The following is a 26,499-nucleotide window of genomic DNA, read 5'->3' on the forward strand; positions in this document are numbered from 1 at the left end:
CGCGCCGACTCCCGGGACGCGCCGACTGCCTCGCTTCCCCGCCGGGTGACGTCCGGTCCCCGCGTCCGGACACAAATTCATGCAAGCATGCTTGCTTGTTTCTGGGCCCGCTGCCATGCTCCTCCCCATGGCCGACCCGACGCCCGTCCTCGACGACCTGCGTGCCGAAAGCGACGAACTCGACGGTCTCGTCGCCGAGTTGACCCCCCGGCAGTGGACGCTCCCGACCCCCGCCCCCGGCTGGACGATCGCCCACCAGATCGCGCACCTCGCGTGGACCGACCGGTCCTCCGTGCTGGCCGTGACCGACCGGGACGCCTTCGCCTGTGAGGTCGAGAAGGCGCTGGCCGCGCCCGGCGACTTCGTGGACGAGGGTGCCGAGGAAGGGGCCGGGAAGCCGCCCGGGCAGGTGCTCGCGGACTGGCGGGCCGGGCGCGACGCGCTCCAGGACGCCCTGCGCGCGGCCCCCGCCGGGGCGCGGTTCCCCTGGTACGGGCCGCCCATGTCCGCCGCCTCGATGGCCACCGCCCGGCTCATGGAGACCTGGGCCCACGGCCAGGACGTCGCCGACGCGCTGGGCGTGACCCGCGCGCCCACCGACCGGATCCGGCACATCGTCCGCCTCGGCGTCCGCACCCGCGACTTCGCCCACGGCGTGCACGGACTGCCCGCGCCGTTCGAGGAGTTCCGCGTGGAACTGCGCGCCCCCTCCGGCGAGACGTGGACGTACGGCCCGGAGGACGCCGCGGACCGCGTCACCGGGCCCGCCCTCGACTTCTGCCTCCTGGTCACCCAGCGCGCCCACCGCGCCGACCTCGCCCTGCGCGCCGAGGGCCCCGGCGCCGACCGCTGGCTGGACATCGCCCAGGCCTTCGCGGGCCCGCCCGGCGCCGGCCGGCCGCCGGAGGGGGCGGGGCGGGACGCCGGCGAGGGGCCCACGCGGTGACCGCGCTGCGCGTGGGCAACGCCTCCGGCTTCTACGGCGACCGCTTCGACGCCCTGCGCGAGATGCTCACCGGCGGCGACCTCGACGTCCTCACCGGCGACTACCTCGCCGAACTGACCATGCTGATCCTCGGCCGGGACCGGCTGAAGGACCCGTCCGCCGGATACGCCCGCACCTTCCTGCGCCAGCTGGAGGAGTGCCTCGGCCTCGCCCACGACCGCGGCGTCCGTATCGTCACCAACGCCGGCGGCCTCCACCCGGCCGGACTCGCCGACGCCGTGCGCGAGCTGGCCGGCCGGCTCGGCGTCCCCGTACGCGTCGCCCACGTCGAGGGCGACGACCTCGGCCCCCGGTACCCCGGCAGCCTCACCGCCCACGCCTACCTCGGCGGTTTCGGCATCGCCGCCTGCCTGCGGGAGGGCGCCGACGTCGTCGTCACCGGGCGGGTCACGGACGCGGCCCTCGTCACCGGGCCCGCCGCCGCCCACTTCGGCTGGGGCCCCGCCGACCACGACCGGCTGGCGGGAGCCGTCGTCGCCGGGCACGTCCTGGAGTGCGGGACGCAGGCCACCGGCGGCAACTACGCCTTCTTCCGGGAGGGCGACGTCCGCCGCCCCGGCTTCCCGCTCGCCGAGCTCCACGCCGACGGCACCTGCGTCATCACCAAGCACCCGGGCACGGGCGGCTTCGTCGACGTCGGCACGGTGACCGCCCAGCTGCTGTACGAGACGGGCGGCGCCCGGTACGCGGGACCGGACGTCACCGCCCGCCTGGACACCGTACGGCTCACCCAGGAGGGGCCGGACCGCGTGCGGATCACCGGGGTGCGCGGGGAGGCCCCGCCGCCCACGCTCAAGGTCGGCCGCACCCGCCTCGGCGGCTTCCGCAACGAGGTCGTCTTCGTCCTCACCGGACTCGACGTCGAGGCCAAGGCGGCACTGGTGCGCGAGCAGATGGCGGAGGCGCTCGCCGCGTCCCGCCCGGCCGAGGCGCGCTGGGACCTCGTGCGGACCGACCGGCCCGACGCCGGCACCGAGGAGACCGCGAGCGCGCTGCTGCGGCTGGTCGTACGGGACCCCGACCAGGCGACCGTGGGACGGGCGTTGACCGGCGCGGCCGTGGAACTCGCGCTGGCGAGCTACCCCGGCTTCCACGTCCTCGCCCCACCCGGCAAGGGTTCCCCGTACGGCGTCTTCGAGACCGCGTACGTCCCCCGGGAGGACGTCGGGCACGTCGCCGTCCTCGACGACGGGCGCCGCGTCCCGGTGCCCCCGGCCGCCGGCACCCTCGTCCCGCGGGACCTCCCGGAAGCGGAGCTGCCCGAGCCGCTCCCGCCCGGGCCGGTCCGCCGCGCGCCCCTCGGGCTCGTGGCGGGCGCCCGCAGCGGGGACAAGGGCGGCGACGCCAACGTGGGGGTGTGGACGCGCACCGACGAGGCGTGGCGCTGGCTCGCCCACACCCTCACCGTCGACAGGCTCCGCGAACTCCTGCCCGAAACACAGGGGCTGACGGTCACCCGGCACGTCCTGCCGGGCCTTCGCGCCCTGAACTTCGTCGTCGAGGGCCTCCTCGGCGCCGGCGTCGCCTCCCGGCACCGCTTCGACCCGCAGGCCAAGGCGCTCGGCGAATGGCTGCGCTCCCGCCACCTGGACATCCCGGAGGTCCTGCTGTGACCGTCCTGCCGTCGGCCCTGGACACGGGCGGCCCCGACTACCGCGCGCACCGCGAGGCCATGCTCGCCAAGCTCGCCGACCTCGACGCCGAGCACGCGAAGGCGCTCGCGGGCGGCGGCGAGAAGTACGTCGCCCGGCACCGGGGGCGCGGCAAGCTGCTCGCCCGTGAACGCGTCGAACTGCTCCTCGACCCCGACACGCCGTTCCTGGAGCTGTCGCCGCTGGCCGCCTGGGGCAGCGAGTACACGGTCGGCGCCTCCCTCGTCACCGGGATCGGCGTGGTCGAGGGCGTGGAGTGCCTGATCACCGCCAACGACCCGACCGTGCGCGGCGGCGCCAGCAACCCGTGGTCGCTGAGGAAGGCCCTGCGCGCCAACGACATCGCGCTCGCCAACCGGCTGCCCTGCATCAGCCTGGTGGAGTCGGGCGGCGCCGACCTGCCCTCCCAGAAGGAGATCTTCATCCCGGGCGGCGCGATCTTCCGGGACCTGACCCGTCTGTCCGCCGCCGGCATCCCGACGGTCGCGGTCGTCTTCGGCAACTCCACCGCCGGCGGCGCGTACGTCCCCGGCATGTCCGACCACGTGATCATGGTCAAGGAGCGCGCGAAGGTGTTCCTCGGCGGGCCGCCCCTGGTGAAGATGGCCACCGGCGAGGAGAGCGACGACGAGTCCCTGGGCGGCGCGGAGATGCACGCGCGCGTGTCCGGGCTCGCCGACTACTTCGCCGTCGACGAGCAGGACGCGCTGCGCCAGGCGCGGCGCGTGGTCGCCCGGCTCAACCACCGCAAGGCGTACGGCGATCCGGGCCCCGCCGAGCCGCCCAAGTACGACGCGGAGGAGCTGCTGGGCATCGTCCCGGGCGACCTGAAGGTCCCCTTCGACCCGCGCGAGGTGATCGCCCGGATCGTCGACGCCTCCGACTTCGACGAGTTCAAGCCCCTGTACGGGACGAGCCTGACGACCGGCTGGGCGACCCTGCACGGCTACCCGGTGGGGGTGCTGGCCAACGCCCGGGGCGTGCTCTTCAGCGCGGAGTCCCAGAAGGCCGCCCAGTTCATCCAGCTCGCCAACCAGCGCGACATCCCGCTGGTCTTCCTGCACAACACCACCGGCTACATGGTCGGCAAGGAGTACGAGCAGGGCGGGATCATCAAGCACGGCGCGATGATGATCAACGCGGTGAGCAACAGCCGCGTGCCGCACCTGTCCGTGCTGATGGGCGCCTCGTACGGGGCCGGCCACTACGGCATGTGCGGGCGCGCCTACGACCCCCGCTTCCTGTTCGCCTGGCCCGGCGCCAAGTCCGCCGTCATGGGCCCGCAGCAGCTCGCGGGCGTCCTGTCCATCGTCGCCCGCCAGTCGGCCGTCGCCAAGGGGCGGCCCTACGACGAGGACGCCGACGCCGCCCTGCGCGCCATGGTCGAGCAGCAGATCGAGTCCGAGTCGCTGCCGATGTTCCTGTCCGGGCGGCTCTACGACGACGGCGTCATCGACCCGCGCGACACCCGCACGGTCCTCGGACTGTGCCTGTCGGCCATCCACACCGCGCCGTACGAGGGTGCGCGCGGCGGTTTCGGCGTCTTCCGGATGTGAGGCTCATGGTGACTTCCGTACTGGTGGCGAACCGCGGCGAGATCGCCTGCCGCATCGTCCGCACCTGCCGCGAACTGGGTATCCGGACGGTCGCCGTGCACTCGGACGCCGACGAGAACGCCCTGCACACGCGCGTGGCCGACACGGCCGTCCGCCTGCCGGGTGCCGCGCCCGCGGACACCTACCTGCGGGCCGATCTCCTGGTGAAGGCCGCCGTCGGCGCCGGCGCCGACGCCGTGCACCCCGGCTACGGCTTCCTCTCCGAGAACGCCGACTTCGCGCGGGCCGTCCTGGACGCCGGCCTGGTCTGGATCGGACCGCCGCCCGAGGCGATCGAGGCGATGGCCTCCAAGACGCGCGCCAAGCAGCTGATGGGGCTCGCACCGCTGTCCCCCGACGAGCTGACCGAAGCGGACCTGCCGGTCCTGGTGAAGGCGGCCGCGGGCGGCGGGGGGCGCGGCATGCGCGTCGTACGCCGCCTGGCGGACCTGCCCGCCGCGCTGGAGGCCGCCCGCGCGGAGGCCGCGAGCGCCTTCGGCGACGGCGAGGTGTTCGTCGAGCCCTACGTCGAGAACGGACGCCACGTCGAGGTGCAGGTGCTCGCCGACACCCACGGCACCGTGTGGGCGCTCGGCACCCGCGACTGCTCCCTCCAGCGGCGCCACCAGAAGGTCGTCGAGGAGGCGCCGGCGCCCGCGCTCCCCGAGGACCTCACGGCGCAGCTGTGCGAGCTGGCCGTGCGCGCCGCCCGTGCCGTCGCGTACGTCGGCGCGGGCACCGTCGAGTTCCTCGTCGCCGACGGCCGGGCGCACTTCCTGGAGATGAACACCCGCCTCCAGGTCGAGCACCCCGTCACCGAGGCCGTCTTCGGCCTCGACCTGGTCGCCGAGCAGATCCGCGTCGCGGAGGGCCACGCCCTGGCCCCGGAACCCCCCCGCGCGCGGGGTCACGCCATCGAGGCCCGCCTCTACGCCGAGGACCCGGCGAACGGCTGGACCCCCCAGACGGGCACCCTGCACCGCCTCTCGGTCCCCGAAGGCGTCCGCCTGGACACCGGCTACGCCGACGGCGACGAGATCGGCGTCCACTACGACCCCCTGCTCGCGAAGGTCGTCGCCCACGCCCCCACGCGCGCGGAGGCGGCCCGCCGGCTCGCGGGCGCACTGGAGAGGGCCGCGGTCCACGGCCCGGTGACCAACCGCGACCTCCTGGTCCGGTCGCTGCGCCACGAGGAGTTCACCGCGGCGCGCATGACCACGGGCTTCTACGACCGCCACCTCGCCTCGCTCACCGCGCCGGCCCCCGACCCGCACGCCCCGCTGGCGGCGGCCCTCGCCGACGCGCGCACCGGCCCCCGCTCCCGCTTCGGCGGCTGGCGCAACCTGCCCTCCCAGCCGCAGGTGAAGCGGTACGCGGTGGGCGGCGAGGAGATCGAGGTCGCCTACTCGTACGGGCGCACCGGCCCGACCGCCGACGGCGTCCGGGTCGTGCACGCGGACCCGGACCTGGTCGTCCTGGAGATCGACGGCGTCCGGCGCCGTTTCGAGGTCGCCCGCTACGGCGACCGCGTCCACGTCAATACCACCACCCTCACCGCCCTGCCCCGCTTCCCCGACCCGGTGGCCCAGCACGCCCCCGGCTCCCTGCTGGCCCCGATGCCGGGCACCGTCGTCAGGATCGCGGACGGTGTCGTCACCGGATCGGGTGTCCAGGCGGGTGAACCGCTGCTCTGGCTCGAAGCGATGAAGATGCAACACCGCATTTCCGCCCCGGTGACGGGGACGCTGACGGCGCTCCCGGTGACGGAAGGACAGCAAGTGACGGTCGGAATGCTGCTGGCGGTGGTGCAAGCCACCTAGGGGCGCGGGGAACTGCGCGACCGACCACGACGACGCCGCACCCGAAGGAGCCACCTTGACCACCCTCATCGAATCCGACGAGCACACGGCACTCCGCGAAGCGGTCTCCTCCTTCGCGAAGAGCCATGACCACGACTCCAGGACCCTCTGGCAGGAAGCCGCCAAGCTCGGCTACATCGGCGTCAACCTGCCGGAGGCGTACGGCGGCGGAGGCGGCGGCATCGCCGAACTCTCCATCGTGCTGGAGGAGATGGGCGCCGCCGGCAACCCCCTCCTCATGATGATCGTCTCCCCGGCGATCTGCGGCACGGTGATCGCCCGCTTCGGTACCGAGGCCCAGAAGCGGGAATGGCTCCCCGCGCTGGCCGACGGCTCCCGCCTCATGGCCTTCGGCATCACGGAGCCCGACGCCGGCTCCAACAGCCACCGCATCACCACCACCGCCCGTCGCGACGGCGTCGACTGGCTGCTGACCGGCCGCAAGGTCTTCGTCTCCGGCGTCGACATCGCCGACGCCACCCTGATCGTCGGCCGCACCGAGGACTCCCGCACGGGCCGCCTCAAGCCCTGCCTGTTCATCGTCCCGCGCGACGCGGCGGGCTTCTCCCGTCACCGCATCGACATGGAACTGCACAGCGTGGAGAAGCAGTTCGAGCTGGTCCTGGACGACGTGCGGCTGCCCGCCGACGCGCTCGTCGGTGGGGGAGAGGACGCGGGCCTGCTCCAGCTGTTCGCCGGCCTCAACCCGGAACGGATCATGACGGCCGCCTTCGCGATCGGCATGGGCCGCCACGCCCTCGCGAAAGCCGTCGCGTACGCGCGCGACCGCACCGTCTGGAGGACCCCGATCGGCGCCCACCAGGCGATCGCCCACCCCCTGGCGCAGGCCCACATCGACCTGGAGCTGGCCCGCCTGATGATGCAGAAGGCGGCCCACCTGTACGACGCCGGGGACGACGTCGGGGCCGGCGAAGCCGCCAACATGGCGAAGTACGCGGCCGGGGAGGCCTGTGTGAAGGCGGTCGACCAGGCCGTGCACACCCTCGGCGGCAACGGCCTCACGCGCGAGTTCGGCCTCGCCCGGCTGATAACGGCCGCGCGCGTGTCTCGTATTGCCCCGGTGAGCCGGGAGATGATTCTCAACTACGTCTCCCACCAGACCCTGGGTCTGCCCAAGTCGTACTGAACGGCACAGCGTTGTGCCCGTCGCGCGAGGAGGAACCGTGTTCCGCAGCGAGTACGCAGACGTCCCGCCGGTAGAACTCCCCATCCACGAGGCCGTCCTGGGACACGCCGCCGACTTCGGCGACCGGCCCGCCCTCGTCGACGGCACCGACGGCACCACCCTCACCTACGAACAGGTGGACCGGTTCCACCGGCGGATCGCCGCCGGTCTCGCCGAGGCCGGCGTCCGCAAGGGCGACGTGCTCGCCCTGCACAGCCCCAACACCGTCGCCTTCCCGCCCGCGTTCTACGCGGCCACGCGCGCGGGAGCCACCGTCACCACCGTGCACCCGCTCTCCACGGCCGAGGAGTTCGCCAAACAGCTCCGCGACTCGGCCACCCGCTGGATCGTCACCGTCTCCCCGCTGCTGGAGACGGCCCGCCGGGCCGCCGAACTCGCCGGCGGCGTCCAGGAGGTCTTCGTCTGCGACAGCGCCCCCGGCCACCGCTCCCTCATCGACATGCTCGCCTCGGCCGCACCCGAACCGGAGATCGCCGTCGACCCGGCCGACGACGTGGCGGCCCTGCCCTACTCCTCCGGCACCACCGGTATCCCCAAGGGCGTGATGCTCACCCACCGGCAGATCGCCACCAACCTCGCCCAACTGGAACCGGCGATCCCGGCCGGCCCCCAGGACCGCATCCTGGCCGTCCTGCCCTTCTTCCACATCTACGGCCTGACCGCCCTCATGAACGCGCCCCTGCGCAAGGGCGCCACCGTCGTCGTCCTGCCCCGCTTCGACCTGGAGACCTTCCTCGCGGCCGTCCAGAAGCACCGCATCACCGGCCTGTACGTGGCCCCGCCGATCGTGCTGGCCCTCGCCAAGCACCCGGCCGTCGCCCGGTACGACCTCTCCTCCCTCCAGTACGTCATCAGCGCCGCCGCGCCCCTGGACGCCGACACCGCCGCCGCCTGCTCCCGGCGTCTGGGCCTGCCGCCCGTCGGCCAGGCCTACGGCATGACGGAACTGTCCCCGGGCACCCACGTCGTGCCCCTGCACGCCATGGCCCACGCCCCCGCCGGCACCGTCGGCAGACTCATCGCCGGCACCGAGATGCGCATCGTCTCCCTCGACGACCCCGGCAAGGACCTCGGCGCCGGCGAGACCGGCGAGATCCTCATCCGCGGCCCGCAGGTCATGAAGGGCTACCTGGGCCGCCCCGACGCCACCGCCGCCATGATCGACGCCGACGGCTGGCTGCACACCGGCGACATCGGCCGCGTCGACGCCGACGGCTGGCTCTTCGTCGTCGACCGCGTCAAGGAACTCATCAAGTACAAGGGATTCCAGGTGGCCCCCGCCGAACTGGAGGCGCTGCTGCTCACCCACCCCGGCATAGCGGACGCCGCCGTCATCGGCGAGTACGACGACGACGGCAACGAAGTGCCGCACGCCCACGTGGTCCGCCAGCCCACCGCCCCCGGCCTCACCGAGGGCGAGGTCGCCCTCTACGTCGCCGAACGGGTCGCCCCCTACAAACGCGTCCGCCGCGTCACCTTCATCGACGCCGTGCCCCGCGCCGCCACCGGCAAGATCCTGCGCCGGCAGCTCAGGAAGGACCGCACATGACCTCACTGATCGGCCGCACCCGCGCACGGGGCGTCGAGACCCTCAGCCTCGACTCGCCGGACACCCGCAACGCCCTGTCGCGGGCGCTCGTGGCCGAGCTGGCGGACGCGCTGAAGCAGTGCGGGGAGGACCCCGGCGTACGCGCCGTCGTCCTCACCCACACCGGCACCACCTTCAGCGCGGGCGCCGACCTGCGCGACCCGCCCGACCCGGACGCGTTCGTCGGCCTGCTGCGGCAGATCGTCGAGCTGTCCACACCGGTCGTCGCCCGCGTCACCGGACACGTCCGCGCCGGCGGCCTCGGCCTGCTGGCCGCCTGCGACATCACGGCCGCGTCCACCGGGTCGAGCTTCGCGTTCACCGAAGTGCGCATCGGGGTCGCCCCCGCGGTGATCTCACTGCCGCTGCTCCCCCGCACCGACCCGCGGTCCCTGTCCCGCTACTACCTCACCGGCGAACGCTTCGACGCCCCCGAGGCCGTCCGCATCGGCCTGCTCACCACGGCCGGCGACGACGTCGACGCCGTGCTCGCCCCCGTCCTCGACGGACTGCGCAGATCCGCCCCCCAGGGCCTGGCCGAGACGAAACGGCTGCTCACGGCTAGGGTGCTGGAGACCTTCGACCGGGACGCGGCCCACCTCACCGCGCTCTCGGCCCGGCTGTTCTCCTCCCCGCAGGCACGCGAAGGGATGACGGCCTTCCTCGAACGACGGGATCCCTCATGGGCGCTGTGACCGCGGCCGACCGGACCTCCGGCGACCGTGCCCCCAAACAGGACCGCAGCCGGGCCACCCGGCAGCGGCTCCTGGAAGCCGCCGTGGCCTGCCTCGCCGAACACGGCTGGGCGGGCTCCACGGTCTCCGTCGTCGCCGAACGCGCGGGCGTCTCCCGCGGCGCCGCCCAGCACCACTTCCCCACCCGCGAGGACCTGTTCACCGCGGCCGTCGAGTACGTCGCCGAGGAACGCTCCCTCGCCCTGCGCGCCCTGTTCCCCGAAGGCGGTGCCGACCGCCACGCGGTGGTGTCCGCGCTCGTCGACCTCTACACCGGCCCCCTCTTCCGCGCGGCCCTGCACCTGTGGGTCGCCGCCTCCGACGAGGAGCAGCTGCGCCCGCGCGTGACCGAGCTGGAGGCCCGCGTGGGCCGCGAGACCCACCGGATAGCCGTCGACCTCCTCGGCGCCGACGAGTCCCGCCCCGGCGTCCGCGAGACCGTCCAGGGACTGCTCGACATGGCCCGCGGCCTGGGTCTGGCCAACCTCCTCACGGACGACGGAGGGCGCCGCGAGCGGGTGGTGGCCCAGTGGGCGAGCCTGCTGGACGAGACGCTGGGCTGACCGGCCCCGCCACCGGCCGGGGACCACCCGTCGCCGGCCGGGCCCCGGGCGCTGTCGGCGGGGTCATCTACGGTGCGGCCATGGGAGACACATTCCAGACGATCGTCGACCGTGACGCGAGCCCTCGGGACGCGGTCCGCCTCGCGCGGACCGTGGTGGACTGGCTCGTCGCCGAGGGCATCGTGCTCGCCGGGGCCGAACCGGGCTGGGCCCTGGGCGACCACCCCGCCCATCCTCCCGGCCCGCACTGGCACAAGGCCGTGCGGGACGCCCGCTGGGGCGCCCCCGAGGGCGTCGCCGTGTACACCGAGCACCACGTCTTCTGGAGCAACTTCCACGACCTCGGGACGGCGGCGCCGGTGACCTGCCCCCGCTGCGGCCGGGGCGCCGACGAGTCGCTCTTCTCCGCCGCGGCCGACCGGTGGCACGAGACGGGCGAGGCCGACGTCGACTGCCCCGCCTGCGCCGAGACGGTCCCGTTGCCCGCCTGGAACTGGGCGGACGACCACCTCGCGTTCGTCCACCTCGGCTTCGAGTTCTGGAACTGGCCCTGGCTCAGCGACGACTTCCGCGCCCGGGTGGCGGAGTTCCTGCCGGGACACCGCACCGCCTTCCTGCCGGGCAAGGTGTGAGGGCACCCCGGACACCCCGGCACCCCGTCCCCCAGGACCCCGCCGACACCGCGGTCGACGCCGCCACGGTCCCCTCAGGGACTCAGCCGCTCCACCCGCCAGCTCCCGTCCGCCTCCGCCACGTACCGCAGCCGGTCGTGCAGCCGGTTCTCCCGCCCCTGCCAGAACTCCACCGACTGCGGCGCCACCCGGAACCCGCCCCAGTGCGGCGGCACCGGCACCCGCTCGCCCTCCGGGTAGCGGGCCGACAGCTCCGCGTACGAGGCGTCCAGGTCGGCCCGGGTGGTGACGACCGCGGACTGGTCACTGGCCCACGCGCCGAGCTGCGAGCCGTGCGGCCGGGTGCGGAAGTACGCGGCCGTCTCGTCCCGGCCGGTACGCCGGGCCACCCCCTGCACGATGACCTGCCGGGCCATCGGATGCCACGGGAAGAGCAGGGAGACGTACGGGTTCTCCGCGAGGTCACGGGCCTTGCGGGAGCCGTAGTTGGTGTAGAAGACGAAGCCCCGCTCGTCGAAGTGCTTCAGCAGCACCGTACGGGAGCTGGGCCGCCCCTCGGCGTCCGCCGTGGCGACGACCATGGCGTTCGGCTCGAACAGGTGGGCCTCCGCCGCGGCCTGCTTGAACCAGCGCGCGAACTGCTCCAGGGGCGTCGCGGCCAGATCGGACTCGGAGAGGCCCTCGGCCCGGTACTGCTTGCGCATGGAGGCGGGGTCCGGCGGGACGGAGTCGGTGGGGTTCACGCGGTCATCTTGCCGTATGGAAGCCACGCGTCGAAGGGTGGCACTGAGTGCCGCAAGGGCTCCCCAAAGGTGGCACTCGGGGATATGGTGCTGGGGAGATCCCCGGTGGGGTGACCCCCCGCCGCACGGGGCATCACAGGGATGACCGCCCAGGACCGCGAGTCCCCACGGACCGCGGAGCCACCGGCGCCATCCACCGGAGCACCGCCACAAGAGCTGCCAGAACACCCGCCGGGAGTGCTGTTCGCCGGGAGAGTCCCCAGAACCCCTGGCCCGACCCACGACACAGCACCCGCCGCCCACACCCCGAGGAGCCGCCTGATGTCCGACTTCGTACCCGGGCTCGAAGGAGTCGTCGCGTTCGAGACGGAGATCGCCGAACCGGACAAGGAAGGCGGTGCGCTCCGGTACCGGGGCGTCGACATCGAGGACCTGGTCGGCCACGTCTCCTTCGGCAACGTCTGGGGCCTCCTCGTCGACGGCGCCTTCAACCCCGGCCTGCCGCCCGCCGAGCCCTTCCCCATCCCCGTCCACTCCGGCGACATCCGCGTCGACGTCCAGTCCGCCCTCGCCATGCTCGCACCCGTCTGGGGCCTGAAGCCGCTCCTCGACATCGACGCCGAACAGGCCCGCGAGGACCTCGCCCGCGCCGCCGTCATGGCCCTGTCCTACGTCGCCCAGTCCGCCCGCGGCCAGGGCCGCCCCATGGTCCCCCAGCGCGAGATCGACAAGGCGCAGTCCGTCGTCGAACGCTTCATGATCCGCTGGCGCGGCGAACCCGACCCCAAGCACGTGGCCGCGGTCGACGCCTACTGGACCAGCGCCGCCGAACACGGCATGAACGCGTCCACGTTCACCGCCCGCGTCATCGCCTCCACCGGCGCCGACGTGGCCGCCGCCCTCTCCGGCGCCGTGGGAGCCATGTCCGGCCCCCTGCACGGCGGCGCCCCCTCCCGCGTGCTCGGCATGATCGAGGAGATCGAACGGACCGGCGACGCCGAGGCCTACGTCAAGCAGGCCCTCGACAAGGGCGAACGCCTCATGGGCTTCGGCCACCGCGTCTACCGCGCCGAGGACCCCCGCGCCCGCGTCCTGCGCCGCACCGCCCGCGAGCTGGGCGCACCCCGCTTCGAGGTCGCCGAAGCCCTGGAGAAGGCCGCCCTGGCGGAACTCCACGCCCGCCGCCCGGACCGCGTCCTGGCCACGAACGTCGAGTTCTGGGCGGCCATCGTCCTGGACTTCGCCGAAGTCCCGGCGCACATGTTCACGTCCATGTTCACCTGCGCCCGCACGGCCGGCTGGTCGGCGCACGTCCTGGAACAGAAGCGCACCGGCCGTCTCGTCCGCCCCTCCGCCCGCTACATCGGCCCCGGCCCCCGCAACCCCCGGGAGATCGAGGGCTACGGCGACATCGCCCACTGACCGACGACGCCCCGGGCCGACGGCTCAGGTGCCGTCGGCCCGGGCGCCGCCGCTGATCACGCGGGGCTGAGCAGCTCCGCGTGATGCCGCTCCGCCACCAGCGGATGCGCCCGCAGCTTGCCCTTCAGCTCGTTGTAGCCGTACTCCGCGAACAGCGGGTTCGCCGGGTCGTCGGTGACGCCGGGCGCGGCGGAGGCGTGCGGGAACGGCAGCGGCTCCACGCGCGCGTCCAGCCGCGGGTTGTAGAAGAACGGCACGGAGAACCGCTCCACCGCACTCGGCGGCGACACCACCCGGTGGTTGGTGGCCACCAGGTACCCGTTCGTCGCCACCTCCAGCAGCTCCCCGAGATTGACGACGAACGCCCCGTCCAGCGGCGGCACGTCGTGGAACAGCCCGTCCTCCCGCTGCACCTGGAGCCCGCCCACCCGGTCCTGGAGCAGCAGCGTCAGGAACCCGTAGTCCTTGTGGGCCCCCACGCCCTGGTCGGCGCCGTCCCCCGCGCTCCCCGGATACCGCACCAGCTTCAGGTGCGGATGCGCCCGCTCCCCGAAGACCGGGTCGTAGAAGTCGGCGGGCGCGCCGATCGAGGCGAGCAGCTCGTGCAGCAGCTTCCCGGCGACGGCGCTCAGCCGCTCGATCCACCCGAGCGCGGCGACCCGCAGCTCGGGGAGCCCGGCCGGCCACTGGTTGGGCCCCTCCAGCCACCAGTACGCGGGCTCGCCCGCCCCCGGCGCGCGCGCCGGCCGCTCCGCCCCGATGTCCAGCTGGTCCCGCCAGTCCCGCCGTCCCCCGGTCCGCTCGTCACCGGTCCTGGTGTACCCGCGGAAGTGCGGCGAGTTCACGTTGTCGAGGGCGAGCCGCTCGGCCTCCGGCAGGGCGAAGAACCTCCGCATGGCGGACAGCAGGCCCGCGGTCTCCCGCTCGGTCACCCCGTGCCCCACGAGCTGGAAGAACCCCACGTCGTGCGCCGCGCTGTGCAGCTGGGCGTGCAGCAGCGCCCGGGCCTGCGGCCCGCGGTCGGCGGCGGAGAGGTCGATGATCGGCAGTTGCTGGTACGACGGGTTCGTCATGGTGTGTCCGCAGGTGTACGGGGACCGGCCACCGCCATGGGTGGGGCGGCGCACGGGTGCCAAGTGGGCGGGGGAGGGGAAACGCGGGCGGCGGTGAGCCGCGGAGAACGCGAGAAGCGGCCGGACGGCTCAGACGGAGCGTCGACAGCCCGTGCTCGTGACGCGGACGTAGTCCACGTGGCGGCGCCGAACGAGCGAAAGCATGCCCTCAGCGTACTGCTTGCCGGAAGATCCGTACGTGCCGGGGATCACGCGCCGGAAGATCTGCGGGGCGGGCGGAGAAGGCCCCGGGAAACGCAGACGACCCGCGAGCCTGGTCCTCCAAAGGAGGGGCCGGCCGGACGTACCGGCGACTCGCGGGTCGGGTGACTGCTGGGGATTGGGCCGGCTGCACGCGACTCTCACGCGCTGGTCCGGCACCGCACTGGGTGTGGTGGCGAGCCGCTAGCCCGCAGTCACCTCACGCGTCCGGTTTTCATACATCTGCCGAACCACCTCCCTTCTCGTGTGCTCGCTACCTTAAGAAGCGATCTGCGGTGGCTCAAGCCCTTTTTTCGAGATGCCGGCCGTCGTGGTCGGTCCGCGACATGAGCCCGTCCCGCGCCGGGGCGGGTGACCGCGGCCTCGCGCACGCGCGGGTGCCGGGCGCCCGCGGGATCGAGACGTGCGTGCCGGCCGCGAGCGGGGGCGGCCTGCGGTTCGCGGTGGCGCGCGGCTTCGTGGAGGCCGGGCGGTACGTGCGGGACGGCGGGAGCGATCTGCGGGCCGACCTGCGGCTCGCGGCCGCCTGACGGGCTCCGCCGGTGCCGTGGCGATTCCTCTGCAATCTTGCGGGAACCCTATGTGGGCTGCGTCACGTTCGAGTTGAATAAGGGCAAGTGAGCGAACCTGCAGGGGGTCCAGGTGAGTGCTTCCCGGCGTAGTGGGGCCACCGACGAGCTGGGGCCGGACGAGCCCGAGCGGCCCGGCCCCGGTCCGGTCGGCCCGGACGGGGCGGACCTGCTCGCCGCGCTGCTCGACGGGATGGACGCCGCCCTGTGCGCCTTCGACGCGGAGGGCGTGGTCACCCACTGGAACCGTGAGGCGGAGCGCATCCTCGGCTGGGCCGCAGAGGAGGCCGTGGGCCGTCGTGGCTTCGCCGGGTGGGCGGCGCGCGAGGCGGACGCCGGGGAGGTCGAGGGCCGCCTGATGTCCGCCATGCACGCGCCGGGCCGGCAGGTGCACGAGTTCGCCCTGGTCACGAAGGACGGCGGCCGGGTGCTCGTGCGGACCCAGTCCGCCGCCGTGCGCGGCCCCGACGGCAGGGCGGCCGGCCTGTACTGCGCCTTCAGCGAGGTGCACGCCCAGATCGACCTGGAGCGCTCCATCGCGCTCAGCGAGGCCCTGTTCGAGGACGCCTCCTGGGGGGTGGTGCTCGTCGACGCCGACCTGCGCCCCGCCGTGGTCAACGCGCACGCGGCCCGTGCGCTCGGCACCGGCCGCACGGCCGTCCTGGGCCGCCCGCTGGGCGAGCTGCTCACCCGGGGCGTCGAGGACCTGGAGAACGCGCTGACGCACGTCCTGGCCGAGGGCGCCCCGCCGGCGCCCGCCGAGATGTGGGTGGGGGTGCGCACCCCGGACGGGGAGAAGCGGCGCTGCTGGCGCAGCGGCTTCGTGCGGCTGGCCTCGCCGCTGGCCGAGGAGCCGGTGCCGCTCGGCGTCGGCTGGCTGTTCCAGGACGTCACGGAGGCCAAGCGGGGCGAGCAGGAGGCCGCGCTGCTGCGTTTCCGCGCCAACCAGCTGCACCGGGCCTCCCGGGCGGCCGCCGAGTGCGAGGACCCGGCCGAGGCGGCCACCGTGCACCTCGACTTCGCGCTCGCCGGGTTCGCCGACCACGCCGTGATCGACCGGGTCGCGGGCCCCCCGGCGGCGGACGGCGACGCCGGTGCGCCGGTGCGGCTGGTCCGGGCGGCGGCCACGCCCTCGGGCGGCCCCGGGCCCAGCGCGCTCACCGGCCACGCGGGGCTGCCCGTGCGCTATGCCGAGGGGCATCCGGCCCTGCAGTGCGTGGCCCGCGCCGGTTCCGTGCGCGCCTCGTCGGGCACGGCGGCGCCGGATCAGGCCGGTGAGTGGGCGCGCGTGCGTCAGTGGCCCGAGGACACCGTGCACGCCCTGTGCGCCGTCCTGCGCAGCCGTGGCCGCACGCTCGGTGTCGTGACGTTCCTGCGCGGCGCCGCCCGCACCGCGTTCGAACGGTCCGACGCGACGTACGCCGAGGACGTCGCCGTCCGCATCGCGGCGGCCCTGGACCTGGCGGGGCCGCCGGGAGCGGGCGAGGGCGTCCCGTGCGATTGAGGGGGCGCGAGCGAGCCGGGGGGCGAGGGGCGGGGTGGACCGTGCCGGCGCGGGCGCGGTGCCGTACGGCTCAGCGCCGGTAGAAGATCCGGTCCCCGTACTCCTCCATGATCCGTCCGTTCCACTCGTGTCCGCCGTCCACGTTGCCGGAGCGCAGCAGCGGGGGCTCGACGCCGCGGTCGGCGAGGGAGGCGGCGGCGGTGGCCATGACGGCCTGGAGCAGGGCGGTGGTGACGACCGTGGAGGCGGGGGCGAAGGGCGCCGGGACGGTGTCGAGGGTCAGCTCGGCGTCGCCGACGGAGATCTTGGAGTCCAGGACGAGGTCGCAGTGGTCCTTGAGGAACGTTCCCGAGGCGTGCCGGGAGGTCGTCTCCGTCGCGTAGGCCACCGACGTCACGCCGATGACCTTCAGGCCCAGGGCGCGTGCCGTGCGGGCCATCTCCACGGGCAGGGCGTTGCGGCCGGACAGGGAGACGATCACGAGGGCGTCGCCGGCGCGGACCGGGGAGGTCTCCAGGACGGCGCCCGCCAGACCCTCGACGCGCTCGAGGGCGGAGCCGAGGGTGGCGGGCACGACGTCGACGCCGACGGTGCCGGGAACGGCGAGCAGGTTCATCAGGGCGAGCCCGCCGGCCCGGTAGACGACGTCCTGGGCGGCCAGGGAGGAGTGGCCGGCGCCGAAGGCGAAGAGGCGGCCCCCGCGGACCACGGTGTCGGCGAGCAGGGCGCCCGCGGCCTCGATGGCCCCGGCCTCCTCCTCGCGGACCCGGTGCAGCAGGCCGATCGCGGCGTCGAAGAACTGCCCGGCGGGCGTGCGGTCGCTCATCCGAAGGGCCCCTTTGCCTGTCCGGTGTCCATGTCGCGGATCACCGTGCGGTCTGGACCAGCGCGCTGTCAATACGGCGCCGCGGCCGGGGGAGGGCGGTGCTCCGGCGCCGCCCGGGCGCGACGTGACCGCGGTGTTCGGGCGGCGCGGCACGCTTGTCGGTGGTATCCGGCAGAATTGAGGCCAGGGCCAGCGCACGCGCCGGAGAGCCGTCGAGCCTTCGGCACATCTCATCGAGGGGCACGTATGTCCGGACTGATCGACACCACGGAGATGTATCTCCGCACCATCCTCGAGCTGGAGGAGGAAGGTGTGGTCCCCATGCGCGCCCGGATCGCCGAGCGGCTCGACCAGAGCGGGCCGACGGTCAGCCAGACGGTGGCGCGCATGGAGCGGGACGGCCTGGTCGCCGTGGCCAGCGACCGGCACCTGGAACTCACGGACGAGGGCCGCCGGCTGGCGACGCGCGTGATGCGCAAGCACCGCCTCGCCGAGTGTCTCCTCGTGGACGTGATCGGCCTGGAGTGGGAGCAGGTGCACGCCGAGGCGTGTCGCTGGGAGCACGTGATGAGCGAGGCCGTGGAGCGCCGCGTCCTGGAGCTGCTGCGTCACCCCACCGAGTCGCCGTACGGCAATCCGATCCCGGGCCTGGAGGAGTTGGGCGAGAAGGACGGCGCGGACCCGTTCCTGGACGAGGGCATGGTGTCGCTCGCCGACCTCGATCCGGGTGCGGAGGGCAAGACGGTGGTCGTCCGCCGCATCGGCGAGCCGATCCAGACGGACGCGCAGTTGATGTACTCGCTGCGCCGGGCGGGAGTGCAGCCCGGTTCGGTGGTGAGCGTCACGGAGTCGGCCGGCGGGGTGCTGGTGGGCAGCGGCGGTGAGGCGGCCGAGCTGGAGTCGGACGTCGCCTCGCACGTGTTCGTCGCCAAGCGTTGAGCGCGGCGCCGGCCGGACGCCGGGCGTCGTTCGACTCCCCTGACCGCCGGTGTCGTCGAGGTGTTCGCCGGTGTCGTCGGATCGGGGATTCCGTGCCTCGAATCGCAGCGCTCCGGCGCTTCGCGTGCCAGTCTGTCGCGTGAGGCATATGACCTGAGGGGGCGGGATGGTGTGCCGCGGACAAGGGAAGGGCCCCGGCGCCGCACGGCGCCGGGGCCTGTCCTCCCCTGTGCTGACCCGGAGCCCCGAGCTCTCAGGGTCATTCCCCTCGGACCGGTTTCCCCGAGCGGTCCGCCTCCTGCTGAAGATCTCCCCTCGGCGGCGGCGATCATTCCTCGCGCATGGTCACTCGAACGAGGGGTGTTGGCGGCGGACGCGCGTTTTTTCGAATAGGCATTCGATAGCCTGCGTGTGACGGCGCCCCGTGGGCGGCGAAGTGCGGTATGACGGATCGTGCGCGTGGCAGTGCGCGCGGGTGACGGACCGCGTGGGTGACGGACCCCCTTGAGGGCATGCGATGAGCGAAGGCAGTGGGCAGCACAGCGGTACGACGGCAGACACGACGCGTGACCGGACCGGCCGGCCCGAGCGGGAGCGAGGGGTCCGGGCGGAGCGAAGGGGGGTGCCAGGACCTGTGGCGCGACGCATCGACGTGACCGGGGTGGGCGGAGTGCGCCTGGCCGCCTGGGAGTTCGGCGACCCGCCCAAGGGCGACCCGTCGGAGAACGGGTCGGAACCCACGATTCCGGCGCAGTCGTCCGGGGCGCGGGCGACGCCGTCCGGGCCCGCCGACCCCGACCGGACCGCCGGCGTCCTGTTACTGCACGGCCTGATGGGCCGGGCCTCGCACTGGGCGTCCACCGCCCGCTGGCTCTCCGGACGGTACCGCGCGGTCGCCCTCGACCAGCGCGGCCACGGCCAGAGCGAGAAACCCCCACAGGCCGCCTTCACGCGCGAGGCCTACGTCGAGGACGCCGAGGCCGCCCTCGAACAGCTCGGCCTCGCCCCCGCCGTCCTCGTCGGCCACGCCATGGGCGCCCTGACCGCCTGGCAGCTCGCCGCCAAGCGCCCCGACCTGGTCTCCGGCGTGGTCATCTGCGACATGCGGGCCTCCCCCCTCGGCGCGGCCTCGCAGCGCGAGTGGGCCGACTGGTTCGCGTCCTGGCCCGTTCCCTTCGCCACCCTCGCCGACGTCCGCAAGTGGTTCGGCGAGGACGACCCGTGGGTGGAGCGCCCGAACCCGGCGCGCGGCGCGTTCTACGCCGAGGTGATGCAGGAGTCCGCCGACGGCTGGCGCCCCGTCTTCGATCCCGAGCAGATGCTGAAGTCCCGCGAGACCTGGGTCCACGACGCGCACTGGGAGGAGCTCGCCCAAGTCCGCTGCCCCGCCCTGGTGGTGCGCGGCCTCGACGGCGAACTCGGCCGCGCCGAGGCCCAGGAGATGGTCCGCGTCCTCCCGCGCGGTGAGTACGCCGAGGTCGCCGACGCCGGCCACTTCGTCCACTACGACCAGCCGGAGGCCTGGCGGGCGGCGATCGAGCCGTTCCTGGAGGGCGCGCTCACGCGGTGAGGGCCACGGCGTGAGGCCACGGGCGGGCGCCCCCGCGTCCGCGTGGCCGCGGCTCGTCGGCGGCTGCGGCCGTGGCCGGGGCCGCGCGCGGTTCCCCGCGCCCCGTCGCGGTGCCGCGGAGCCCCGCGCCGGGCACCGCGTCCCTTCGCGGCCCGGCCCGACCCGGTCGCCGTCGACGAAGCGGTCGTCCCCCCGGCCCCGTGGGACCCGACGAGCCCGTCGAACATCCCCCATGGGCGGGCCGGGACCGGCGCCGCCGCCGGCGGCCCGCCGGCCGAACCGCCTCCCGAGCCGCCGCACGCACGCGGACGGCGGCGACGGCCGCATCAGAGGTCGTGCGCGAACCCCGCGGGACGACAGCCGACCTCGACGGGCGCGCGACCGCCCCGGACGCGTGGCTCCGCCGCGTCGGCGCGACCGGCCGCGCCGACGCCCGCGCCCGCCCGCGCCGGACGGCGACCCGGCGGGACGCGCCCCTACCGGTCCCGCCCGCACGCGTAGGCGAGCGGTGGGATCAACTCCTCCGCGTCCGGCAGCCACCGGTTCGCCGCGGTGGGCCGGCAGACCCACTGCACGGCCCCCCGCGACCCGAACCGCGTGGGCGGCGCGGCCACGTACGCGCCCTCGCCCAGCGCGACGAGATCGAGCGACCCCGGGGACCAGCCGAGCCTGCGGATCAGCTCCGGCGCCTTCACCGACGCACCCGGCAGCACGAAGAACCGCATCCGGCGGTCCGGTGTCAGCGTCACCGGCCCCAGCGTCGACTCCATCCGTTCCATCCGCGCCAGCGCCAGGCACCCCGCCGTCTCCGGCACGGAGATCGCGTCGAACGTCCGGCCGGTGGGCAGCAGGATCGACGCCGTCGGCTGCGCCTGCCACATCCGGCGCGCGACGGCCGCACTGCCCGTCGCCCGCGTCGCCCGGTCCGGCAGCGCGGGATGGGCGCCGGGCTCCGGACACGCCGCGTCGCCGCAGGAGCACCGCTGCACCCCGTCGACGGCTTCCAGCCAGGTGCCGGGGAAGACGTCCCAGTGACGTTCCTCGACGTAGCGAACAGCGGTCTCCAGCAGGGATTCTCCGCGCTGCTTCGGGATCTGGGCGGCTTCGGTGCCCGCGATGGTCTCTTCCACGATGAACACAACTCCGGGCGTCACCAGGGGTTACGCCCGCCCGCGTGCGCGGGGGAGGAGCACCGGTTCCGGGTCCGGGGCGCATGGGTGCACGGGAGGGGGCGCGCAGGGAGAAGGGGCGCGGCAGCGGGTAGTCACGCTTGGGGGTCGGCTTCCGCCTTTACCCCGGCAATCCTCGCATGCCTCGCATTCTCGTCGTATCCGCGGGGCATTGATCTTCACGGCCGGAACTTCCCGGTGGAAGACACGTCGACTCGGTGCGTGGGAAGGCACCGCAGCCACACGGCGGGCGAGCCGAAGGCGAGCCGCCAGGACAAGGGGGTACTGCCCATGGCCGCGAGGCCTCTCGTCGCGCGGCAGCCGAACGAACGGCTGCAGGCGCTCATCCAGGAAGCGGGTTGCTCGAACGCCGGACTCGCCCGCCGCGTCAACATGTGCGGCGCCGAGCACGGCCTCGACCTGCGCTACGACAAGACGTCCGTGGCCCGTTGGCTGCGCGGACAGCAGCCACGGGGACGCGCCCCGGCGATCATCGCCGAGGCCCTGGGCCGCAAGCTCGGCCGTACGGTCACGATCGACGAGATCGGCATGGCCAACGGCAAGAACCTCGCGTCGGGCGTCGGTCTCCAGTTCTCGCCGACGGTGCTGGGGGCCATCGAGCAGGTCTGCGAGCTGTGGCGCAGCGACGTGGGCCGCCGGGACTTCCTCACCGGGTCGTCCGTGGCCGCCTCGGCGCTGGTCGAGCCGAGCCGCGACTGGCTGATCTCCTCGCCCGACGCGCAGGTGGCGCGTTCGGCGGGCCCCCGGGTGGGCCTGTCCGACGTGGCGGCCGTGAACGCGATGACGCGGGCGCTGGTCGACCTCGACCACCAGCACGGCAGCGGGCACGTGCGTCCGGTCGTCGTGCACTACCTCAACAGCGTCGTCTCCGGCCTGCTCGCCGGCTCCTACCGGGAAGCGGTGGGACGCGAACTCTTCGCCTCGGTGGCCCGGTTGACGGAACTGGCCGGCTACATGGCCGTGGACACCGGACAACCGGGCCTCGCCCAGCGCTACTACATCCAGGCGCTGCGCCTCGCCCAGGCGGCCGGTGACCGCGGCTACGGCGGCTACGTCCTCGCCGCCTCCATGAGCCACCTCGCCGCCCAGCTCGGGAACCCGCGCGAGATCGCCCAGTTGGCGCGGGCGGCGCAGGAGGGAGCACGGGGGCGCGTGACACCGCGCGCGGAGGCGATGTTCCACGCGGCCGAGGCGCGCGGACACGCCCTCATGGGCGACGTACGGGCGACGCAGGCGGCGGCCGGGCGGGCGGTGTCGGCGCTGGAGGCGTCCGACGCCTCCGCCGGGGACGACCCGGCGTGGATCGCGCACTTCGACGAGGCCTACCTGGCCGACGAGTTGGCGCACTGTCACCGCGACCTGGGGCAGGCCGAGGCGGCGGCGCGGTACGCGGAGCAGTCCCTGGCCGGGCACCCGGAGAGCCGGGCGCGGCGGCGGGCCATCGGATATGTGCTGTTGGCCACGGCGCAGGTCCAGCAACGCGAGGTGGAACAGGCCTGCACCACCGGCACGAAGGCGGTGGAGCTGCTGGAGACGCTCCGCTCCAACCGGGGCGCGGAGTACCTGGAGGACCTCCAGCAGCGGCTGGAGCCGTTCCGGGAGGAGCCGGTGGTCAGGGAGTTCGGGGCGCGCCTGGATCTGCAGGCCGCCGCCTGACCGGACGGGGCGCCGGATTCCGACGGCCGGGCGGCGGAACGCCGTCGCGCGGCGGGCGGCGGACGCGGCGCGCGGCGCTTCCGTTCCCCCTCTCACCCCGTTGGGAGGGAGGTCACGTCCTGAGCTGCGTGGCACGGGGTTCCGCGGACCCGGTAGCGTGAGCCGACGATTCCGAAGGTCCCCCATTCGTAGGAGTCCCGGTGACGCAGAGCGGACAGGGCGAGGAGCCCTCGGCGCGGCCCGCGCGCGAAGGCATCGTGCTGCCCTCCGACGGCGGGGAGCCCCTGCTGCCGGGCACGACGCACAACGCCTACGGCGGCGGGCCGCAGTACGGACAGCAGGACCCGTCGGCGGCCGCGCCGACGGGCGGGCAGACCTGGGGCGGGCCGTGGGGTCCCGAACAGCAGCAGCCGGCCGGCCAGGGCTGGCCGCCGCCGGCGGACCAGCAGTGGGACGCCCAGCGGCAGACGGCGCCCGACGCGTGGGGCGGCCCGTCCGGCCCCGCCGCCCCGCTGCCCCCCGAGGGCGCCCCGGCCCCGTCGTACGGCTACGGCGTACCGTCCGCGCCGCTGCCGCCGGCCGACGAGGGCGCCACCCAGTACATACCGCCCGTTCCGTCCGCCCCGGTGGACGAGGGCGCCACGCAGTACCTGCCGCCGGTCGCGGCCGCCGCCCCCGTGGACGAGGGCGCGACCCAGTACCTGCCCCCGGTGGCGCCGGGCGCCCTGCCGCCGGAGACCCCGTCGGAGTCGACCCACTTCCTGGGCCACGCCCCGCGGAACGGTCCGGAGCCGATGCCGGGCGCCGGCCCCGTGCCGGGCGCGGGAGCCCCGCCCGGCGCTCCCCACCCGGACGCCGAGGCCACGCAGTACATCCCGCCGGTGACCGGCCAGGCGCCGTACGGCGGGGGAGGCGCGGACCGGCAGCCGCCGGCCGAGTTCGAGAACCTGTTCCGCGGCGGTCCGGGGGACGACGGCCCGGCCGCGTCCACGGCGCAGATGCCGCGGTTCTCGGAGCCGGAGGCCCCCGGCGGGCACGGCGGCCACGGCGGTCACGGCGCCGGACACGGCTACTCCGCCGACCGGCCCTCCTACTCCCCGCCCGGCACCGGCGCGGGCCGACGCGGTGTGCGGGACGACGACCACGGGGGCGGCCGAGGCGGCCGTACCGGGTCGCGGCTGCCGTTGTTCGCCGCGGTCGGCGTGGCCATCGCCGTCGTCGGGATCGGCGCGGGCGCGCTGCTCGCGGGCGGGGGCGGCGGCGACGAGGGCGACGACGGCAAGACCGTCGCCGCGTCCGTGCCCGCCGGCGAGCAGTCCGCCTCGGCGTCCGCCGATCCGGCCGAGCAGCAGGCGGCCGCGCTGGACGAGCTGCTCGCGGACAGCGGCAGCAGCCGGGCCACGGTGATCAGCGCGGTGGCCGACGTGAAGGCGTGCACCGACCTCGCGCAGGCCGCCTCCGACCTGCGGGACGCGGCGAAGCAGCGCAACGAGCTGGTGACCAAGCTGTCCGGCCTGGGCGTCGACAAGCTGCCGAACCACACCGAGCTGACCACCGCCCTCACCAAGGCGTGGCAGGCCTCGGCGTCCGCCGACGACCACTACGCCGCCTGGGCCGACCAGGTCGCCGGCAACAAGAAGCAGAACTGCAAGAAGGGCACCGCCCGCACCACGCAGGAGACGCAGGCCGGCAACCGGGCGAGCGGCACCGCCAGCACCCAGAAGAGCAAGGCCGCCAAGGTGTGGAACGAGATCGCGAAGAAGTACGGCCTGACGGAGCGCCAGCCGACCCAGCTCTGAGCCGGCCGCCCGGGGCGTCCGCGGTCCCGGGCCGTCCGCGGCCCCGGCGCGCCGGGCTCCCCGGTGCCCCGCGGGCTCACTCGACGTCCGCGTTCTCCAGCGTCTGCGTCACGTCGACGAAGCCGGCCTTGGCGGCCGCCAGCCGGCCCTGCTTCACGGTCTGCAACGTTACGTCGGCGTTGACCAGGCGCGGGTAGCCGATGGCGGCCAGCTTGTCGGAGAACCCCCAGCGCAGGGTCGGCGTCAGCCCGCCCGTGCTGATCTCGAGCCCGTCGTCCAGCGCGCCGCGCACGCTGTCGGCGGTCACCCGGCCGCCGCCCAGCGACTCCACGACCCGCTGGAACACGCGGTACGCGATCCAGGTGGTCTGCACACCGGTGTCCGCCGCGTCGATGCGGGTGTCGGAGAAGGCCTGCTCGCTGATGACCTTCTTCATCGCGTCCCAGCGGGAGTCGCTCGCCACCGGGTACCAGCCGGTGACGTACGCCCCCTCGAACGGGCTCGACGTGCCGCCGGTGGAGTTGAGGACCGTCTGGTCCACGCTGCCCAGCACCGTCGCGGTGCGCACGGCGGGGTGGTCCTCGCGGTTGCGGCGGAAGGAGTCCATGAAGGTGCTGGTGCGGTCGCCGAGCGCGGGCACCACGCAGCCCTTGCCGCCGTCGTCGTGGGTCGCCCGCTCCAGGGCCGCCTCGGCCTGCGCCGAGTACTCCGTGGCGTCCTCCGGGGCCAGCTGGTCGGCGGAGGCGTCGTGGCCGCCCGCCTTCAGACCGGCGTCGAGCATGGCGGGCAGGGCGTCGCCGGCGATGGTGTCGGGGCGGACCAGCGAGACGGGCCCGCAGACCGCGGCGAGCTCCTTGCCGAGGCCGGCCAGCAGCGCGGGCTGGCCGCCGTTCACGGGGTAGGACAGCGGGCTGGTGAACTCGGCGTTGGTGACGCCGTAGCCGCCGATGTAGGGGATGCCGGCGCCCTCCAGCGCGGGGAGGAAGGACTCGGAGTGCTGGCTGTACGAGCCGACGACGGCGACCGCGCCCTCCTTGACCGCGCGCCGGGCGCATTTCGCGGCGTTCACGGTGTCGTTGTGGTCGTTGCAGGTCAGCACCGTCAGCTTGCGCCCGCCCAGCCCGCCGTTGGCGTTGACCCAGCGGGCGTAGGCGCGGGCGAAGGCGGGCATGCCGGGCTTGTTGGTGGCGGCCGTGTCCTCGGGCGCCCAGGTCATGACGATGATCGGGTCGTCCCCGGAGCCCCCCGTGGCACCGGGGACGATCCCGCATCCGGCGGCGAGCGACGCACAGGCCGCCAGCGCCGCCGCCGACAGGACGGTGGCTCTGACGGGCCCGGTGCCGCGGAGGAACCTGGGGAGGGAGGTGCTTCGCGCGTGTCGCTCGCCGGTCATGGACACACACGGTTCCGTCACATCACCAACCCTGGAGTGACCTCCGGTGGACGCACGGTGACGTGCGGGTGAATTGCCGGGGCGGGTGAGGCCGCCGGAACGGGGAACGTACGATCGATGACCGTGCAGCAAGGTTCGGAGAACTCTTCCCGTCGCGGCCGTCGCTCCTCCACCATGGGCGGCATGCCACTCAACGACATGCCGTGGTGGCGCTGGCGCAGCAATGTGCGCTCCGCGCTGCACATGCTCTCCGATCCACTGTTCCAGCGGGAGGTCTGGCTGGCCGGCGCCGACGGGTACGGCGACGTCACCGACGCCGTGTACCGCCTGGTCGAGGACACCTGGCTGGACAACTGGTCCGCCGAGAAGTACGTCGGCACGATCTTCCGCGACTCGCAGGAGGCGGCGCTCGTCGACACGGCCGTGCTGCGCGTGCTGCGGATCATGCACCAGGTCGGCCCGGACGCGCCGGTCTCCGCCTACCTCGACCACCAGGCGTGGCCGGAGGCGGTGCGGGCGGCCCGCGACGCCCACGTCCGCATGGCCGCGGCCGACGGGGAGGACCCGGACGCGCCGCCGCGCACGCTCGAGGTGCTGCGGATCCTCACCCGGTCCGCGTAGGTCCGGGGCCGCGTACGCGGCTCGTGGGCCAGGGGGGCGGGGCCCGCAGGGTCCGTCCTGCGGACGGACTTCCCCGGGGCCCGCACCGGCGTGAGAC

The 26,499-nt window shown here is 74.4% G+C and carries 22 protein-coding genes; 17 read left to right on the forward strand and 5 right to left on the reverse strand.

Going from position 1 to position 26,499, the window contains the following annotated elements; all coding sequences use genetic code 11:
- The first annotated feature begins 127 nt into the window (after positions 1 to 127).
- From ACH4F6_RS12610 to ACH4F6_RS12650, 9 genes are all read left to right on the forward strand, one after another.
- Entirely contained in the window at positions 128 to 946 is an 819-nt protein-coding gene (locus ACH4F6_RS12610) for a TIGR03084 family metal-binding protein (protein WP_397960015.1), read from the forward strand.
- Positions 943 to 2,619: an acyclic terpene utilization AtuA family protein gene (locus tag ACH4F6_RS12615; protein ID WP_397960017.1), complete on the forward strand. Its 1,677-nt coding sequence runs from the start codon at positions 943 to 945 to the stop codon at positions 2,617 to 2,619. Before ACH4F6_RS12610 ends, ACH4F6_RS12615 begins: the two co-directional genes overlap by 4 nt.
- On the forward strand, positions 2,616 to 4,214 hold the full coding sequence (locus ACH4F6_RS12620) for an acyl-CoA carboxylase subunit beta (protein ID WP_397960019.1): 1,599 nt from the start codon (positions 2,616 to 2,618) through the stop codon (positions 4,212 to 4,214). The genes ACH4F6_RS12615 and ACH4F6_RS12620 overlap by 4 nt, the downstream gene beginning before the upstream one ends.
- Positions 4,215 to 4,219: 5 nt before the next feature.
- Positions 4,220 to 6,073, forward strand: coding sequence for a biotin carboxylase N-terminal domain-containing protein (locus ACH4F6_RS12625; protein WP_397960021.1), 1,854 nt, complete (start codon positions 4,220 to 4,222; stop codon positions 6,071 to 6,073).
- Between the two features lie 55 nt (positions 6,074 to 6,128).
- Positions 6,129 to 7,259 (forward strand): acyl-CoA dehydrogenase family protein, encoded by a 1,131-nt coding sequence (locus ACH4F6_RS12630; RefSeq protein ID WP_397960023.1) that lies wholly within the window; start codon positions 6,129 to 6,131, stop codon positions 7,257 to 7,259.
- 37 nt (positions 7,260 to 7,296) lie between these two features.
- A complete protein-coding gene (locus tag ACH4F6_RS12635; protein WP_397960025.1) occupies positions 7,297 to 8,868 on the forward strand; it encodes a 4-coumarate--CoA ligase family protein in 1,572 nt (523 codons plus the stop codon).
- On the forward strand, positions 8,865 to 9,602 hold the full coding sequence (locus ACH4F6_RS12640; protein ID WP_397960027.1) for an enoyl-CoA hydratase family protein: 738 nt from the start codon (positions 8,865 to 8,867) through the stop codon (positions 9,600 to 9,602). Before ACH4F6_RS12635 ends, ACH4F6_RS12640 begins: the two co-directional genes overlap by 4 nt.
- Entirely contained in the window at positions 9,590 to 10,204 is a 615-nt protein-coding gene (locus ACH4F6_RS12645; RefSeq protein ID WP_397960029.1) for a TetR/AcrR family transcriptional regulator, read from the forward strand. The genes ACH4F6_RS12640 and ACH4F6_RS12645 overlap by 13 nt, the downstream gene beginning before the upstream one ends.
- A gap of 80 nt (positions 10,205 to 10,284) precedes the next feature.
- Entirely contained in the window at positions 10,285 to 10,836 is a 552-nt protein-coding gene (locus ACH4F6_RS12650; protein WP_397960031.1) for a hypothetical protein, read from the forward strand.
- Positions 10,837 to 10,910: 74 nt separating this feature from the next.
- Here the strand turns inward: ACH4F6_RS12650 and pdxH are convergent, their stop codons facing one another.
- The gene (gene pdxH, locus ACH4F6_RS12655) at positions 10,911 to 11,540 is read right to left on the reverse strand and encodes a pyridoxamine 5'-phosphate oxidase (protein ID WP_397960341.1); all 630 of its coding nucleotides are present in this window, start codon (positions 11,538 to 11,540) and stop codon (positions 10,911 to 10,913) included.
- Positions 11,541 to 11,900: 360 nt separating this feature from the next.
- Between pdxH and ACH4F6_RS12660 the strand changes: the two genes are divergently transcribed.
- Positions 11,901 to 13,001 carry a citrate synthase 2 gene (locus ACH4F6_RS12660; RefSeq protein WP_397960033.1) on the forward strand — a complete coding sequence of 367 codons (1,101 nt, stop codon included), beginning with the start codon at positions 11,901 to 11,903 and terminating at the stop codon, positions 12,999 to 13,001.
- A gap of 56 nt (positions 13,002 to 13,057) precedes the next feature.
- Here the strand turns inward: ACH4F6_RS12660 and ACH4F6_RS12665 are convergent, their stop codons facing one another.
- Positions 13,058 to 14,074, reverse strand: a complete 1,017-nt coding sequence (locus ACH4F6_RS12665; RefSeq protein ID WP_397960035.1) for an isopenicillin N synthase family dioxygenase — start codon at positions 14,072 to 14,074, stop codon at positions 13,058 to 13,060.
- Between the two features lie 587 nt (positions 14,075 to 14,661).
- On the opposite strand from ACH4F6_RS12665, the gene ACH4F6_RS12670 reads away from it, so the two are divergent.
- Entirely contained in the window at positions 14,662 to 14,865 is a 204-nt protein-coding gene (locus tag ACH4F6_RS12670; protein ID WP_397960037.1) for a hypothetical protein, read from the forward strand.
- Between the two features lie 112 nt (positions 14,866 to 14,977).
- Positions 14,978 to 16,408 (forward strand): PAS domain-containing protein, encoded by a 1,431-nt coding sequence (locus tag ACH4F6_RS12675; protein ID WP_397960039.1) that lies wholly within the window; start codon positions 14,978 to 14,980, stop codon positions 16,406 to 16,408.
- A 70-nt stretch (positions 16,409 to 16,478) separates the two neighbouring features.
- Here the strand turns inward: ACH4F6_RS12675 and ACH4F6_RS12680 are convergent, their stop codons facing one another.
- Positions 16,479 to 17,234, reverse strand: a complete 756-nt coding sequence (locus tag ACH4F6_RS12680) for an SIS domain-containing protein (RefSeq protein ID WP_397960041.1) — start codon at positions 17,232 to 17,234, stop codon at positions 16,479 to 16,481.
- 246 nt (positions 17,235 to 17,480) lie between these two features.
- Between ACH4F6_RS12680 and ACH4F6_RS12685 the strand changes: the two genes are divergently transcribed.
- The gene (locus tag ACH4F6_RS12685) at positions 17,481 to 18,173 is read left to right on the forward strand and encodes a metal-dependent transcriptional regulator (protein ID WP_397960043.1); all 693 of its coding nucleotides are present in this window, start codon (positions 17,481 to 17,483) and stop codon (positions 18,171 to 18,173) included.
- Between the two features lie 634 nt (positions 18,174 to 18,807).
- Positions 18,808 to 19,743, forward strand: coding sequence for an alpha/beta fold hydrolase (locus ACH4F6_RS12690; protein WP_397960045.1), 936 nt, complete (start codon positions 18,808 to 18,810; stop codon positions 19,741 to 19,743).
- A gap of 476 nt (positions 19,744 to 20,219) precedes the next feature.
- Here ACH4F6_RS12690 and ACH4F6_RS12695 read toward each other — a convergent pair whose 3' ends face one another.
- Complete coding sequence (locus ACH4F6_RS12695; RefSeq protein WP_397960047.1) at positions 20,220 to 20,882, reverse strand: bifunctional DNA primase/polymerase; 663 nt, start codon at positions 20,880 to 20,882, stop codon at positions 20,220 to 20,222.
- A gap of 321 nt (positions 20,883 to 21,203) precedes the next feature.
- Between ACH4F6_RS12695 and ACH4F6_RS12700 the strand changes: the two genes are divergently transcribed.
- Both ACH4F6_RS12700 and ACH4F6_RS12705 read left to right on the forward strand, forming a co-directional pair.
- A complete protein-coding gene (locus tag ACH4F6_RS12700; protein ID WP_397960049.1) occupies positions 21,204 to 22,589 on the forward strand; it encodes a transcriptional regulator in 1,386 nt (461 codons plus the stop codon).
- Positions 22,590 to 22,789: 200 nt separating this feature from the next.
- Positions 22,790 to 24,388: a hypothetical protein gene (locus ACH4F6_RS12705; RefSeq protein ID WP_397960051.1), complete on the forward strand. Its 1,599-nt coding sequence runs from the start codon at positions 22,790 to 22,792 to the stop codon at positions 24,386 to 24,388.
- A 76-nt stretch (positions 24,389 to 24,464) separates the two neighbouring features.
- Here the strand turns inward: ACH4F6_RS12705 and ACH4F6_RS12710 are convergent, their stop codons facing one another.
- Positions 24,465 to 25,781, reverse strand: coding sequence for an ABC transporter substrate-binding protein (locus ACH4F6_RS12710; protein WP_397960053.1), 1,317 nt, complete (start codon positions 25,779 to 25,781; stop codon positions 24,465 to 24,467).
- A 117-nt stretch (positions 25,782 to 25,898) separates the two neighbouring features.
- On the opposite strand from ACH4F6_RS12710, the gene ACH4F6_RS12715 reads away from it, so the two are divergent.
- Complete coding sequence (locus ACH4F6_RS12715) at positions 25,899 to 26,402, forward strand: hypothetical protein (protein WP_397960055.1); 504 nt, start codon at positions 25,899 to 25,901, stop codon at positions 26,400 to 26,402.
- Positions 26,403 to 26,499 lie beyond the last annotated feature (97 nt).

It is taken from the genome of Streptomyces sp. NPDC017936, from assembly GCF_044328485.1.
In the GTDB taxonomy this organism is placed as follows: domain Bacteria; phylum Actinomycetota; class Actinomycetes; order Streptomycetales; family Streptomycetaceae; genus Streptomyces.

What these genes read in the sequence shown, in the direction of transcription:
- ACH4F6_RS12640 (WP_397960027.1), top strand. Translation starts at nt 8,865, where the DNA reads ATGACCTCACTGATCGGCCGCACCCGCGCACGGGGCGTCGAGACCCTC.
- ACH4F6_RS12680 (WP_397960041.1), bottom strand. Translation starts at nt 17,234, where the DNA reads ATGAGCGACCGCACGCCCGCCGGGCAGTTCTTCGACGCCGCGATCGGC.
- pdxH (WP_397960341.1), bottom strand. Translation starts at nt 11,540, where the DNA reads ATGCGCAAGCAGTACCGGGCCGAGGGCCTCTCCGAGTCCGATCTGGCC.
- ACH4F6_RS12665 (WP_397960035.1), bottom strand. Translation starts at nt 14,074, where the DNA reads ATGACGAACCCGTCGTACCAGCAACTGCCGATCATCGACCTCTCCGCC.
- ACH4F6_RS12685 (WP_397960043.1), top strand. Translation starts at nt 17,481, where the DNA reads ATGTCCGGACTGATCGACACCACGGAGATGTATCTCCGCACCATCCTC.
- ACH4F6_RS12610 (WP_397960015.1), top strand. Translation starts at nt 128, where the DNA reads ATGGCCGACCCGACGCCCGTCCTCGACGACCTGCGTGCCGAAAGCGAC.
- ACH4F6_RS12645 (WP_397960029.1), top strand. Translation starts at nt 9,590, where the DNA reads ATGGGCGCTGTGACCGCGGCCGACCGGACCTCCGGCGACCGTGCCCCC.
- ACH4F6_RS12650 (WP_397960031.1), top strand. Translation starts at nt 10,285, where the DNA reads ATGGGAGACACATTCCAGACGATCGTCGACCGTGACGCGAGCCCTCGG.
- ACH4F6_RS12700 (WP_397960049.1), top strand. Translation starts at nt 21,204, where the DNA reads ATGGCCGCGAGGCCTCTCGTCGCGCGGCAGCCGAACGAACGGCTGCAG.
- ACH4F6_RS12660 (WP_397960033.1), top strand. Translation starts at nt 11,901, where the DNA reads ATGTCCGACTTCGTACCCGGGCTCGAAGGAGTCGTCGCGTTCGAGACG.
- ACH4F6_RS12625 (WP_397960021.1), top strand. Translation starts at nt 4,220, where the DNA reads ATGGTGACTTCCGTACTGGTGGCGAACCGCGGCGAGATCGCCTGCCGC.
- ACH4F6_RS12715 (WP_397960055.1), top strand. Translation starts at nt 25,899, where the DNA reads ATGACCGTGCAGCAAGGTTCGGAGAACTCTTCCCGTCGCGGCCGTCGC.
- ACH4F6_RS12670 (WP_397960037.1), top strand. Translation starts at nt 14,662, where the DNA reads ATGAGCCCGTCCCGCGCCGGGGCGGGTGACCGCGGCCTCGCGCACGCG.
- ACH4F6_RS12710 (WP_397960053.1), bottom strand. Translation starts at nt 25,781, where the DNA reads ATGACCGGCGAGCGACACGCGCGAAGCACCTCCCTCCCCAGGTTCCTC.